Raw genomic sequence first — 13,874 nt, forward strand, 5'->3', positions numbered from 1 at the left:
GGGCTCGGCTTCGTCTCCGCGCCCATCCGGCCGTACGGACTGCGGACTACGAACGCGATGACGGCGCGTGAACACGACGACTGGGCCACCCCGAACCTGAACCCCGGGGTGACCCAGGCGACACATTGTGTCACGGAGGTAACCCCTGCCGACGAACGCACCGTCCGCCGGCAGGGGTTACCTCCAGGGCCGCCTCCCCGCCCGCGCGGCCCGTCAGCCCGCGACGGCCCGGCTGAGCCGTCCCCCCAAGTCCCGCACGCAGGCCACGAGTTCCGCCGGCGCGTGCACGGTGAACTCACAGTCCACCATCGCCAGCCGTACGGCCATCCACTCCACCGCGTCCCCCGTCGAGGCCCGCAACCGGCACCGCCGGTCGTCGATCGGCTCGGGCGCCCCCAGCCACGCGGGCAGCCGCGCCGTGATGAAGTCCGCCGACGCCACGAACGTCACGTCGACCTCGTACGTCTCCTGCCGCCGGTACATCGACTGCCGCAGATACTCGGCCGCGTCCCCCGTCGGCAGCTCGCGCTGCGTGAAACGGGCCCCGGTCGCGAAGGGTTCGGAGACCCGGTCGACCCGGAACGTACGCCAGTCCTCGCGGCCGAGGTCGTACGCGACGAGATACCAGCGGCGCCCGGTCGACACGAGCCGGTACGGCTCCGTCCGCCGCCTGCTCTCCGCCCCGTCCCCCGCGCGGTACGCGAACCGCAACTGCTCCTGCCCCGCGATCGTGGACGCCATGGTGGTCAGCGTCTCGGGCGCGATGCCGGCGCCGTCGCCCGTCGTCAGGAGTGTGGTGGCGGCCTGCAGGGTGGAGACGCGGTGGCGCAGCCGGCTCGGCAGGACCTGTTCGAGCTTGGCCAGCGCCCGGACCGAGGCCTCGTCGACACCCTCGACGGCGTGCCCCGCACCGGCCCGCAGACCGACCGCTATCGCCACCGCCTCCTCGTCGTCGAGGACGAGCGGAGGCATGGCCTTACCGGCGACGAGCCGGTAGCCGCCGTCCGCGCCCTTCGTCGCCTGCACCGGATACCCCAGCTCCCGCAGCCGGTCGACATCGCGCCGCACGGTCCGCCGGGACACCCCGAGCCGCTCGGACAACTCCCCACCGGGCCACTCCCGAGGAGTCTGCAGAAGCGACAGCAACTGCAACAGCCGTGCCGGAGTATCCGTACTCATGGGCTCTCCCTCTGGTCAGACATCGCAGGCAAGCACCCCACCCCAGGGCCCGCCCCCTTAGGGACGCGGGGAACGGCGCAGTCTTTTGCTTTCAGGGGCGCGGGGAACGGCACAGTCTTTTGCTTTCAGGGGCGCGGGGAACGGCGCAATCCTTCGTCCTTTGGGGGCGCGGGGAACGGCGCAATCCTTTGCCTTCAGGGGCGCGGGGAACTGCGCGGCCACCCCCAACGCACCCGCACCATCCCCACGCCCCGGCCACCCCAATGCCCCCACCAACACCCCCACCAACGCCCCCACCAACACCCCGAGCACCCCACAACTAGGACAACACCTGACCTACATCCCCCCTACCTTCCAACCATGACCTCGCCAAGCAGCACCCCCGCACCCCCCGCCCCGGAGGCCCCCACGGACCGCCGTCGCTGGTACGCCCTGGCCATCGTCATGACGGCCGCCTTCATGGACCTGGTCGACGTGACGATCGTCAACATCGCGATCCCCTCGATCCAGCGGGACGCCGGCGCCACGTTCAGCCAGATCCAGTGGATCACCGCCGGCTACGCGCTCGCCTTCGCCGCGGGCCTGATCACCGGCGGACGCCTGGGCGACATCCACGGCCGCAAGCGCCTCTTCCTCATCGGCATCGGCGGCTTCACCCTCGCGTCCGCGCTCTGCGGCTTCGCGGTGAACCCGGACATGCTCGTCGCCTCCCGCATCCTCCAGGGCGCGATGGCCGCGCTGATGGTCCCGCAGGTCCTGTCGATCGTGCACGCCACCTTCCCGGCGCACGAACGCGGCAAGGTCTTCGGCCTGTTCGGCGCGATCGTGGGCCTCGGCGCGGTCTCCGGCCCCCTCCTGGGTGCGCTGCTCACCGAGTGGAACCTCTTCGGCCTGGAGTGGCGGCCGATCTTCCTCATCAACCTCCCCGTGGGCATCGCGGGCCTGATCCTCGGTCAGAAGTTCATCACCGAGTCCAAGGCTCCCCGCGCCCTGAAGCTCGACCTCGTCGGCGTCGCCCTGGTCACCCTCGGCCTGCTGATGCTGCTCTACCCGCTGATCCGCGGTCGCGAGCTGGACTGGCCGGCCTGGGGGTACGTGTCGATGGGCGGCTCCCTCGTCGTCCTCGGGGCGCTGGTGGCGTACGAGAGGCGCAAGGCGGCGCGTGACGGTTCGCCGCTCGTCGAACTCTCCCTGTTCAAGGTGAAGAGCTTCGCGGCGGGCATCGCCGTCCAGACCGTCTTCGGGATCGGTCTGGGCATCTTCTTCCTGATCTGGACGCTCTACATGCAGACGGGCCTCGGCTGGAGTCCGCTGCGGGCCGGCCTGACGGGCGTACCGTTCTCGATCGCGGTGTCCCTCGCGGCCGGGCTCTCCGTGCAGCAGCTGGTACCGCGGTTCGGCCGGAAGGTGCTGCAGGCGGGCGCGCTCACCATGGCCGCCGGTGTGCTGCTCTACATCTGGGAGTCCGAGCGGTACGGCCTGTCCATCGCCCCCTGGCAGATGGCGCTCCCGCTGATCGTGATGGGCCTCGGCATGGGCCTGATCGTGGCCCCGCTGACGGACGCGGTCCTCTCCGAGGTGCCGCGCGAGCACGCCGGTTCGGCGTCCGGCCTGATCAACACCGTCCAGCAGATGGGCAACGCCCTCGGCCTCGCCCTGGTCTCCGTCGTCTTCTTCGGCGCGATGCCCGACCGGCCGACCCCGTCGGAGGTCGGCCCCGCGTTCGTCGACGCCTTCCAGCACGCGATGGTCTGGGTGGTCGCCGTGATGACGGTCATCTTCCTCCTGATGTCCGCCCTCCCGAAGCGCCCGGCCCAGCACGTGGAGGGGGCGGAGCCGGGGGAGGGCGCGCCCGGAGCGGCGAGTGCGCTCACCCTCGCTGACGACCAGGAGCCCGAACTCGTCGGCTGAGCAGAGACACCCGTACATGCCCGTTCATGCCCACATCGATGCCTGAACCTGTTTACTTTCCCGAAACGCGAGCGTAGCCTGCCAGGGAAACAACAGGTTCGGGCAGAGAGTGGAGGCGAACGGGCATGTACGCACCTGAGCGGCAGCAGGAGATCCTCCGGCTCGCACGTGACGGTGGACGCGTGGACGTCGTATCGCTGGCCGAGGAGTTCCAGGTCACGGCCGAGACCATCCGGCGGGACCTCAAGGCCCTCGACCGGGCGGGACTCCTGCGCCGCGTCCACGGCGGCGCCCTGCCGGCCGGGCGGCTCGACTTCGAGCCCGACCTCGCCGAGCGCGAGACCACCGCCGCCGACGAGAAGGACCGCATCGCCAAGGCGGCCCTCGCCGAACTGCCCGAAGAGGGCACGATGATCCTCGACGCGGGCACCACCGTCGCCCGCCTCGCCGGCGCCCTCCCGCTTGAGGCCTCGCTCACCGTCGTGACGCACAGCCTCCCCATCGCCGCCCGCCTCGCGGACCACCCCGGCGTCCAGCTCCACCTCATCGGCGGTCGCGTCCGGCACCGTACGCGCGCGGCCGTCGACGCCTGGGCGCTGCGGGCGTACGCGGAGATCCGCGCCGACGTGGTCTTCCTCGCCGCGAACGGCTTCTCCGCCGAACACGGCCTGACCACCCCCGATCTCGCCGAAGCCGCCGTGAAACGCGCCGCCCTCGCCGCGGCCCGCCGCGTGGTCCTGCTCGCCGACTCCGCGAAACACGGCCAGGAACACTTCGCGCGCTTCGGCGGCCTCGGCGAGGTGGACCTCCTGATCACCGACAGCGGGCTGAGCCCCGAAGACACCACCGCCATCGAACGCGGCGGCACGGAAGTAGTGCGCGCATGATCCTCACCGTCACCCCGAACCCGTCCCTCGACCGGACGTACGAGGTCCCCTCGCTCGACCGCGGCGAGGTCATCCGGGCCACCGGCGAACGCATGGATCCGGGCGGCAAGGGCGTCAACGTCTCGCGGGCGGTCGCCGCGGCCGGCCGGCGCACCGTCGCGGTCCTGCCGCTCGGCGGCGCCCCCGGCGCACTCGTCGCCGACCTGCTCGACGCCCAGGGCATCGAGGTCGCACCGGTCCCCGTCGCCGGGGCGACCCGCTCGAACATCGCGCTCGCCGAGGCGGACGGCGTCCTCACCAAAATCAACGCACCCGGGCCCGAACTCACCGCCGCCGAACAGGAGTCACTCCTGGAGACCGTACGGGAGCAGTCCCGCGACGCCGACTGGATCGCCTGCTGCGGCAGCCTGCCCCGCGGCCTCGCCCCCTCCTGGTACGCGGAACTGGTCGCCCGCGCCCACCGGGCGGGCACCCGCATCGCCCTGGACACCTCCGGACCGGCGCTGCTCGCGGCCCTGCGCGAACGGCCCGACGTCGTCAAGCCGAACGTCGAGGAACTCGCCGAGGCGGTCGGCCGCCCGCTCACCACGGTGGGCGACGCGGTCAAGGCCGCCGAAGAACTGCGGGAACTGGGCGCGCGGGCCGTACTGGCCTCCCTCGGCGCCGACGGGCAGTTGCTCGTCGCCGAGGACGGCACGTGGTTCGCGAGCGCCCGCGTCGACGTCGTACGCAGCAATGTGGGCGCGGGCGACTCCTCCCTCGCCGGATTCCTCATCGCCGGCGGCAGCGGACCCGGCGCGCTCGCCTCCGCCGTGGCGCACGGAGCGGCGGCCGTCCAACTGCCGGGCAGCGTGATGCCAGGCCCGGCGAACCTCGACCCGGACGCGGTGACGGTCACCGCGGAGATCCCGTCCGACCGCGTCCTGACGGAACCGGCGTCATGAGCACCCACGCGCTCCACCCCTCAACCGACCCTCCACCAGCCCCACCAGCCCCAGCAGTCCTAGTAACCCCACTAGCCCCAGCAGCAGCCGAGGCATCAGAAGCAACCCCCGTCCCCATGCCTGTCCCCGTCCCCATCCCCACCCTCGCCCAACACTCTCCCCGGGCGATACGCGAGCGAAGGAGCCCGCGATGAGCGAGATGATCACCGCGGACCTGGTCGATCTCGACCTGTCCGCCGATACGAAGGAAGCGGCGGCGCGTGCCCTCGCCGAGCGCATGGTGTCTCTGGGGCGGGTGACCGACCTGGACGGATTCCTCGCCGACGTCGCCGCCCGTGAAGCCCAGATGCCGACCGGCCTCGACGGCGGCATCGGCATCCCGCACTGCCGCAGCGAGCACGTCACCGAGCCGACCCTGGCCTTCGGGCGCAGCGCGGCCGGGGTCGACTTCGGCGCGCCGGACGGCCCCGCCGACCTGATCTTCCTGATCGCCGCTCCGGCCGGCGCGGACGACGCCCACCTCACGATCCTGTCGTCGCTGGCCCGCCAGTTGATGAACGCCGAGTTCACGTCCGCGCTGCGGTCGGTGGACGACGCGGCGTCCGCGGCGGCGCTCATCCGCGGGGACGAGCCCGCCGAGGCGGGCGTCGGGCCCGAACCCGCCGCCGAACCCACGGCAGCCGCAAAGCCCACGGCAGCCGCAAAGCCCACGGCCGACGCCCCGGCCGAACCGGCGCCGCCCGCGGAGGCGCCGGTCGCCGAGACCCCGGCCGGCGCCGGGCCCGCGGCCGAGGACAGCGCTCGGCCGCCGTTCCGGATCGTCGCCGTCACCTCCTGCCCCACCGGTATCGCGCACACCTACATGGCGGCCGAGTCGCTGGAGAAGGCGGGCCGCGAGACCGAGGGCGTCGAGATCGTCGTAGAGACGCAGGGCTCGGCCGGCTTCACCCGGCTCGACCCCGCCGTCATCGCCGCGGCGGACGGCGTGATCTTCGCGCACGACGTGCCCGTACGGGAGAAGGAACGATTCGCGGGCAAGCCGACCGTGGACGTCGGCGTGAAGGCGGGCATCAACAAGCCCGCCGAGCTGATCGCCGACGTACGCGGCAGGGCCGAACGCGGCGAGTCCACCTCGGCCGCCCGGCCCGGCGGCACCCCGGTGGACCGGGCGGGCGACCCCGGCGACGGCTACGGCACCAAACTCCGCAAGTGGCTCATGACCGGCGTGAGTTACATGGTCCCCTTCGTCGCCGCGGGCGGACTGCTGATCGCGCTCGGGTTCGCGATCGGCGGCTACCAGATCAACGAGGCCAAACCGGTCACCGAGGTCTTCCACTGGGGCCAGGTCGACAGCTGGGGCGCGCTGCTCTTCCAGATCGGCGGCGTCGCCTTCGGCTTCCTGATCCCCGTCCTCGCCGGCTACATCGCCTACGGGATGGCCGACCGGCCGGGCCTCGTACCGGGCTTCGTCGGCGGCATGATCTCGGTCAACATCAACGCCGGTTTCCTCGGCGGCCTGGTCGCCGGTCTGCTGGCCGGCGCGGTGGTCCTGGGCATCCAGCGGGTGAAGATCCCGCCGGTGCTGCGCGGCATCATGCCGGTGGTCGTGATCCCGCTGATCTCGTCGATCGTCGTCGGCTTCCTGATGCTGATCGTGATCGGCAAACCCATCGCCGAGGCACAGAAGGCGATGACGGACTGGCTCGGCGGTCTCTCCGGCACGAACGCGGTGCTGCTCGGCGTCCTGCTCGGCCTGATGATGTGCTTCGACCTGGGCGGCCCGGTCAACAAGGTCGCGTACGCCTTCGCCACGGCCGGCATCGCCGTGCAGGACCCCAGCGACTCCGCGATGAAGATCATGGCGGCCGTGATGGCCGCGGGCATGGTCCCGCCGCTCGGCATGGCGCTGGCGACCACCCTCCGCAAGAAGCTCTTCACCCCGACCGAGCAGGAGAACGGCAAGGCCGCCTGGGTTCTGGGCGCGTCCTTCATCTCCGAGGGCGCCATCCCGTTCGCGGCGGCCGACCCGCTGCGGGTCATTCCGGCCTCGATGGCGGGCGGCGCGGTCACCGGCGCCCTGACCATGGCGTTCGGCTCGACCCTGCGCGCCCCGCACGGCGGCATCTGGGTCACCTTCCTGATCGGCAGCCCGTTCCTCTACCTGCTGGCCATCGCGATCGGCACGGCGGTCACGGCCGGCCTGGTCATCGTCCTGAAGGGCATGCGCAAGCAGACCCCCGACGGCGGTACGAAGGCGTCCGCCGGGGCCGCGGCACCGCAGCCGAAGGAGCCGGTGGCGGCGTAGCAACCCAGCCGCGGGACCAGCACACGGCACGGCCGTGGCCGGGGAGTTCGTCCCGGGCCACGGCCGTGTCCGTATAGGTCCTCAGGTAGGTTCTCATGCGCCCGCGAACCTGCCGGCTTTGTCAGCGCGGGTTGGCCGCCCGGCGCTCCATGGCCTCCCGGGCGTCCTCCTCGGACGCGTACACCTCGCACATGTGCCGTCCGTCGGGCGTCGCCGTGTGCTCGACCTCCCACAGGGACAGCTCACGGCCGTCCCGCAGCAGGAACGCGTGCTCGTACAGCGAGAAGCACAGCCTTTTCCGGCCCGCCCGGAACGGCCGTCCGAAGGCCTGGGTGATCTGGTGCGCGAACGCCACCCGCAGTAACTCGGCCATGTCCTCGCCCGGCCGGTCCGCGTTCTCGGCGCGCCGCAGCAGCCGCCGGCCGTGGTCCGCCGAGTCGTCCGGAACGTACACGTGCAGCGGTTCCGGAATGGCCGACAGCCGTACCTGGAGGGGCAGTTCGAAGTCGGGGGTGTCCACCGGCAACGGCAGGCGCGCGGTCGCGGTCCGCAGCTCTTCCTCGTCCTCGTAGACCTCGTGCTGGGTGTCGCGGCCCGGCGCGGTGTTGTGGACCAGCTCCCAGAGCGTGAGCGCGCTCCCATCGGCCAGCAGCCACGTGTGACGATACGTCTCGCGGTGCAGCCCCGCGCTGTGGTGCGCGGAGTGGAGTGAACTGTCGTGCGCCAGCGCTCGGTCGAGCCGCCCTATGGTGTCGTCCGGCAGCTCGAAGGAGTTCAGGGCGCGACCGAGGAGTCGCGCGAGATGCTCCTCCGGAGACTCGGGCGACTCGGGTGGTTCGTACGCTGCCGTCTCGTACGGAACGCTCAAGGCTTCTCCCGGCGTTGCTGCATGTCACCTTGTGGGTGCATACCGTAGCCCCTCGGGCGGACATCATGTCCGCGAACCGAGAAAACGTACACACAGAAAACGCCGTGGCCGCGGGAGAAGTTCCCGCGCGGCCCGCGAAAATCACAAAACCCTTAGGTCAGAGGGCACTTCCGGCGGTCCATGCACTCCATGCCATGTTCCAGCCGTTGAGCCCGTTGTCCGGCGCGACCGTCTTGTCGGGGGAGTTCTTGACGGTCACGACGTCCCCGACGAGCGAGTTGTCGAAGAACCACTTGGCGCTGGTGTCGCTCCCGGCGCCCTGCACGTCCGCGAGGCCGATGCAGCCGTGGCTGGTGCCCTGCCTGCCGAAGGGCGGGTTGCCCCGGTCGTACCAGTAGTTGCCGTGGATGAAGGTCCCCGAGGTCGTCAGCCGCATCGCGTTCGGCACGTCCGCGATGTCGTACTCGCCGCCGTAGCCGACCGTCGACCCGTTCATCCGCGTCTGCCGGAACTTCTCGGCGATCACCATCTGCCCGTTGTACGTGCTGTTGTCCGCGCTGCCCGCCGAGATCGGGACCGTCTTGACGGTCCGTCCGTCACGCACGACCTTCATGGTCTGCGAGTCCACGTCGACGGTCGACACCTGCGAACGCCCCACCGTGAAGCTGACCGTCTTGTCCTGCACCCCGTAGACGCCCTTCGCGCCCTCGACGCCGTCCAGGTCGACCTTGGTCGTCACCTTGGAGCCGGCCTTCCAGTACTCCTTGGGCCGGAAGTCCAGCCGCTGCGCCCCGAACCAGTGCCCGACCACCTTCTGCCCGCTGCTGGACGTGACCTCGATGTGCGACTGGACCTCCTTCTTGTCGGTGATCGCCTTGTCGAAGGTGAAGGACACCGGCATCCCGACGCCGACCTTCGCCCCGCCGTCGGGCGTGTACGTCCCGATGAAGCTGTTGGCCGTGGAGACCGTGGTGAAGGTGGAGTTCGCCGCCGCGGCCTTCCCGCCGTCGCCCTCGGCGGTGGCCGCTATCCGGTACTTGGTACCCCTCTCCAGCCGCTTCGCGGGCTTCCAGCTCTTCCCGTCCCCGGCCACCGACCCCGGTACCTCGGCCCCGGTCTCCGACTCGGTCATCTTCACCTCGGTCAGCTTCCCGTCGCTGACCTTCACACCGGTCGAGTTGATCGAGGCCCCGGCGGAGCCGTCCTTGGCGGAGATCACGATCCGCGCCTCGTCGGACCCGCCGGCCTTGTTGTCGGCCTTGGCGTCGCCGCCGCAGGCGGTGAGGGTCAGGGCGCCGACCATCAGGGCGGCACAGGCCGCCAGCGTGCGCCTGGCGTTCGGGTGCGCGTCGGGCGTGGTCACGGGCTGCTCCAGGTTCTGGTGATGGGGATCCGCTCCGGTCCGTCGTGGAGGAACCACGAACAAGGAGGCGAACACGGGCGGCCCGGGTTCCCACCCCCCACCCCAAACACCATCACGTGACAAAGTCGGGACAATCCCACCAGCCACCACCACACTTGCCCACCCCCGACCCCCCACCGCCCGGCGCTCCGCCCTCCTGGGGGACCCGGGGCCCCTCCCTCCCCACGACGACGAGCTGGCCGCGGAAGCGACCCAGCGCTGGACCCGGCTGCGAGACCTGTTCACACAGGTTCACCCACACCTCGAACGTGTCCAGGGCCCAGGGCCCTGGGCCCTGGGCCCTGAGACCACGCATCCAGCACCCAGCCGTGCTGAAAATGCTCAGCCGGTACGGCTCGCCGGCGCAGATCCGCAAGCTCGGACGCCGACGGCTGGTCACCTGATCCGCCCAGGACGGCTGTCCGGCTCGTCGACGAGGTCTTCACCGCGCTCGCCGAGCAGGCCGTCGTCGCGGTGCTCCGCGACGGCGACGGCGCCCTCTATCAGCCACCAACCCCCGAGCGCCCCGTGACCAAAGTCGTAGGAACGCCCTCCCCCTACCCCCTCCCGTACAAGTCCCCGTGCGACAGCCACACTCCGCCCGGGCCCTCCGCCGATTCGGCGGCCCGGACCGCACGCACGATCGCTCGGGTCACGAGGTCCGCGCCTGCGGCGAGGAGGTCGTTCAGGGCGAGGGGGTTCTCGTCGGCGAGCGGGTGCGCGCCCGTGGCCAGGGCGAACACCGTGTCCCCGTCGTTCAGTAGATGCACCGGACGGACGGCTCGCGCGATGCCGTCGTGTGCCGTGCCCGCCATCTTCTGGGCCTGTGCCTTCGACAGGTCGGCGTCGGTGGCGACCACCGCCAGGGTGGTGTTGAGCGGCGGAACCGAGTTCTTCGCCGCGGCCTCGGCCAGCCGCGTCCGCGCCGCCCGGTGGACCTCCGCGGCCGGACAGCCCAGCCTCCCCTGCACCAACTCCCCGTACAGCGCCCCTGTCTCCGGCTCCAGCACCGAGCCCGCCGCGTTGGCCACGACGAGCGCCGCCACCGTGATCCCCGATTCGAGGACGGCACTCGCCGTGCCGACCCCGCCCTTCATCATTCCGACGGCCGCCCCGGTCCCGGCGCCCACGCACCCCTCCCGCACGGGCGCGCCCTGCTCGCTCGCCGCCGCGGCCTCCACCGCCTCGCGGCCCGTCGCCGCGTCCGGCCGGGCCCGGAAGTCGCCACCCCGGCCCAGGTCGAAGACGCAGGCCGCCGGCACGACCGGCACGACATGGTGCGGATCGGGTCCGACCCGCACCCCGCGCCCCCGCTCCTCCAGCCAGGCCATCACACCCGTCGCCGAGTCCAGCCCGAACGCGCTGCCGCCGGTCAGCACGATCGCCTCGACCTTGCGCACCACATTGCGCGGGTCGAGCGCGTCCGTCTCCTTCGTACCGGGCCCGCCGCCGCGCACGTCCACGGCGGCGACCGCGCCACCCTCCGGAGCCAGGACGACCGTCGTCCCGGTGAGCCAGCCATCGCCGACCCGCGTGGCATGCCCCACACGCAGCCCGGTCACATCGGTCAGAGCGTCAACAGTCATGCGCCCAGTGTCGACCCCGCCCAGCACCCCACCGCCTGCGCGTACCCTGAAGGTATGAGCGAAGCCGGAGCGCCCACCCCCGAACCCCGTGACCCGAAGGTCGCCGCGCTGATCTTCGACGACCCGCTGAGCCGGCCGTCGGCGGACGACACGGACCGCGGGTGGGGCGAGAGGCCGACCGGCGACAGCGCCGCCGCGGACCTGGCCCGCTTCCTGGACGAGAAGCCGCCCCACCACATCTGACCACACCCGCGGCCCGGCCGCCGCAGAGCCGAACCCCGCCTGCCCGGCCCCTCGCCCGCCGCTCCTACCTCTCGCCCTGCCCGGAGCCGCGCTGGGCCACCAGGGCGTCGCGGATCTCCTTCAGGACCGCCAACTCGGTGACCTCGATCACCTCCTGCGTGTTCTCCTTCGCCTTCTGGCGGGCCGCCTGCCGCGCGAGGTACTTCGACATCGGCAGCACCATCAGGAAGTACACGACAGCGGCGGTGATCAGGAAGGTCAGCGTCGCGCTGAGAACGGTGCCCCACATGATGGGGATGCCGCTGGTCGCGGTCCCCGTCGCCTCGTCGAAGTTGCAGGGGTGCTTCAGACACGAGCTGTACTTGTCGAGGTCCTTGGTCCCGAAGGCGCCGACCAGCGGATTGATCACTCCCTTCACCACGGAGTTGACGATGTTGGTGAAGGCGGCGCCGATGACGACCGCGACAGCCAGGTCGACGACGTTCCCGCGCATCAGAAAGGCCTTGAAGCCGTCCCAGATGCTCGGGTCCTTCTTGTTCTCGCTCACCAGGGGGGCCCTTCTCGGTTGCACAGATCGTGGAACGAACAGCTCCGCAACCTACGTCAGGGGGCGGCGGCCCTGTCCAATTCCATAACTCCAACGAGCGACTTGACACCCAAACCACACTCCGCCTGAGCATGCTCAGCACAAGGTCACCGCCAGCCGCGAGGTCACGCCTGCCCCGGCCAGCCGTGCGGCAGTCCTCCTGGGCACGGACAGAACGACCAACGCCCCGCCCTCGGACACGCTGTCCAACGACTCCGGTACTTTCGTCACCCGCACCCCCCGGGCCACCACCCGGGCGTCACCCGCACCCGACTGCCCGGCAGCGACCACGTCCACCAGGTCACCGGGCCTGAGCAGCCGCACGGTAGCGCCGTCGGCGATCCGCACAGGCGCCGTCACCATCTCGACGGGCCGCCGCTCCCGCACGGAGTCGACCACCGGCCGGGGCGGTCCGGCCCCGCGCGCCGCCACCTCCCGGGGCCCGGCCGCGACAAGAGCCGCCGCGGTCACGGCCAGCCCCGCCGCCAGAGCCCGTCTCCGGCACCGAACCAGCCGACGCAACCGATACCGCCCACCCCGCACCCGTACAGGAGCGAAGTGCGGCACCTGGCACGTACCGGGAACGTCCGTGCCCGAGGGCCGCGGGAAGGAGGACAACTGCGACACGAGTACCACCACCTGCAATCGGAGATCGCCTTCGCCCCCAGACTGCAGCCTCCCGAGAATCCCCGCCGAAGCCCGTGGACAGCCCTCCACTTGTGGAAAACCCCACCACCCGAAGGAGAGACTCCGCCCCACCCCCAACGCCACAACGCCCGACGACACCCGGCGACGAAACCGGGAGCGGGCCATGCCGGTAAGCCGACGCCCGACCGACACCCGGCGACGCAACGGGGAGCGGGCCGTGCCGGTACGTCGAAAGTCCGCCGCGTAGGGCTCCCGCAAAAGAGCCCGACCTTCCAACGAAGAGCCGTATGCACGGGGGCGGCGGACTCGACGTACCGGCACGGCCCGCTCCCACCCTCCGACACCCCGGCCCCTCGGCCCTCCGCGCACCCCTACGGCAACGCAACCCCCGGATCCATCCCACCCAGCGCCGAAGCGCAAAGGCAGTCCCGCGAACCCCCCGCAGGCAACCCGGCGACCGCGTCGAACAGAACCCCCCGCAACCGCCCCACATTCGCGGCGAACACCTTCAGCACCTCGTCGTGCGAGACACCCTCACCCGCCGCGGCCCCCGCATCAAGATCGGTGACCAACGTCATCGACGTGTAGCAGAGCTCCAGTTCACGGGCGAGCGCCGCCTCCGGATGCCCGGTCATCCCCACCACGGACCATCCCTGCGCCTGATACCAGAGAGACTCCGCACGGGTCGAGAACCGCGGCCCCTCGATCACGACGAGCGTCCCGCCGTCCACCGCCTCCCACTCCCGCCCCCGCGCCGCCGCGAGCGCGACCTCGCGCCCGACGGGGCAGTACGGATCGGCCAGCGACACGTGCACCACGTTCGGGGTGCCGCCACCGACCAACGGCACGCCGTCGAAGTACGACTGCGCCCGGGACTGCGTGCGGTCGACGAACTGGTCCGGCACGAGCAGCGTCCCGGGCCCGTACTCGGGCCGCAGCCCGCCCACGGCACACGGCCCCAGCACCTGCCGCGCGCCGACGGACCGCAGTGCCCACAGATTGGCCCGGTAGTTGATGCGATGCGGTGGCAGATGATGCCCGCGACCGTGGCGAGGGAGGAAGGCGACCCGCCGCCCGGCGATCTCGCCGATGAAAAGGGAGTCGCTGGGCGGCCCGTAGGGGGTGTCCACCTGTATCTCGGTCACGTCGTCGAGGAACGAGTAGAAGCCCGACCCGCCGATGACGCCGATCTCGACGTTCTCCGTGTTCGCCATGAACGGCACCCTAGCCGTGCCTCGAAAACGTGCCTCAACCGTGCCCGGAAAACGTGCCGTGACCGTGCCTCGAAAACGTGCCCCAGCCGTGCCTCGCAAAC

At 71.3% G+C, this 13,874-nt stretch carries 12 protein-coding genes; 5 read left to right on the top strand and 7 right to left on the bottom strand.

All coding sequences use genetic code 11. The annotated features are described in order from the left end of the window. Nucleotides 1-213: 213 nt before the first annotated feature. Nucleotides 214-1,179: a helix-turn-helix transcriptional regulator gene (locus K3769_RS13465; RefSeq protein ID WP_267026671.1), complete on the bottom strand. Its 966-nt coding sequence runs from the start codon at nt 1,177-1,179 to the stop codon at nt 214-216. A gap of 360 nt (nt 1,180-1,539) precedes the next feature. Between K3769_RS13465 and K3769_RS13470 the strand changes: the two genes are divergently transcribed. The 4 genes from K3769_RS13470 (at nt 1,540) to K3769_RS13485 (ending at nt 7,226) form a co-directional block, all read left to right on the top strand. Next, nucleotides 1,540-3,090, top strand: coding sequence for an MFS transporter (locus tag K3769_RS13470; RefSeq protein ID WP_267026672.1), 1,551 nt, complete (start codon nt 1,540-1,542; stop codon nt 3,088-3,090). A 125-nt stretch (nt 3,091-3,215) separates the two neighbouring features. Further along, nucleotides 3,216-3,977, top strand: a complete 762-nt coding sequence (locus tag K3769_RS13475; RefSeq protein WP_267026673.1) for a DeoR/GlpR family DNA-binding transcription regulator — start codon at nt 3,216-3,218, stop codon at nt 3,975-3,977. Further along, nucleotides 3,974-4,921, top strand: a complete 948-nt coding sequence (gene pfkB, locus K3769_RS13480) for a 1-phosphofructokinase (protein ID WP_267026674.1) — start codon at nt 3,974-3,976, stop codon at nt 4,919-4,921. The genes K3769_RS13475 and pfkB overlap by 4 nt, the downstream gene beginning before the upstream one ends. Nucleotides 4,922-5,111: 190 nt before the next feature. Next, a complete protein-coding gene (locus K3769_RS13485; RefSeq protein WP_267026675.1) occupies nt 5,112-7,226 on the top strand; it encodes a PTS fructose transporter subunit IIABC in 2,115 nt (704 codons plus the stop codon). Between the two features lie 121 nt (nt 7,227-7,347). Here K3769_RS13485 and K3769_RS13490 read toward each other — a convergent pair whose 3' ends face one another. From K3769_RS13490 to K3769_RS13505, 3 genes are all read right to left on the bottom strand, one after another. Next, nucleotides 7,348-8,094, bottom strand: coding sequence for a DUF6227 family protein (locus K3769_RS13490; RefSeq protein WP_267026676.1), 747 nt, complete (start codon nt 8,092-8,094; stop codon nt 7,348-7,350). Between the two features lie 157 nt (nt 8,095-8,251). Then, nucleotides 8,252-9,457 (bottom strand): L,D-transpeptidase, encoded by a 1,206-nt coding sequence (locus K3769_RS13495; RefSeq protein WP_267026677.1) that lies wholly within the window; start codon nt 9,455-9,457, stop codon nt 8,252-8,254. A 596-nt stretch (nt 9,458-10,053) separates the two neighbouring features. Further along, entirely contained in the window at nt 10,054-11,082 is a 1,029-nt protein-coding gene (locus K3769_RS13505; protein WP_267026678.1) for a P1 family peptidase, read from the bottom strand. Between the two features lie 54 nt (nt 11,083-11,136). On the opposite strand from K3769_RS13505, the gene K3769_RS13510 reads away from it, so the two are divergent. Further along, entirely contained in the window at nt 11,137-11,325 is a 189-nt protein-coding gene (locus tag K3769_RS13510; protein WP_267026679.1) for a hypothetical protein, read from the top strand. A 64-nt stretch (nt 11,326-11,389) separates the two neighbouring features. Here the strand turns inward: K3769_RS13510 and K3769_RS13515 are convergent, their stop codons facing one another. The 3 genes from K3769_RS13515 to K3769_RS13525 form a co-directional block, all read right to left on the bottom strand. Next, the gene (locus K3769_RS13515) at nt 11,390-11,818 is read right to left on the bottom strand and encodes a large conductance mechanosensitive channel protein MscL (RefSeq protein ID WP_267031357.1); all 429 of its coding nucleotides are present in this window, start codon (nt 11,816-11,818) and stop codon (nt 11,390-11,392) included. Nucleotides 11,819-12,007: 189 nt separating this feature from the next. Continuing rightward, nucleotides 12,008-12,538, bottom strand: a complete 531-nt coding sequence (locus K3769_RS13520; protein ID WP_267026680.1) for a hypothetical protein — start codon at nt 12,536-12,538, stop codon at nt 12,008-12,010. Nucleotides 12,539-12,930: 392 nt separating this feature from the next. Then, nucleotides 12,931-13,773 carry an S-methyl-5'-thioadenosine phosphorylase gene (locus tag K3769_RS13525; RefSeq protein ID WP_267026681.1) on the bottom strand — a complete coding sequence of 281 codons (843 nt, stop codon included), beginning with the start codon at nt 13,771-13,773 and terminating at the stop codon, nt 12,931-12,933. Nucleotides 13,774-13,874 lie beyond the last annotated feature (101 nt).

The organism is Streptomyces ortus (assembly GCF_026341275.1).
In the GTDB taxonomy this organism is placed as follows: Bacteria; Actinomycetota; Actinomycetes; order Streptomycetales; family Streptomycetaceae; genus Streptomyces; species Streptomyces ortus.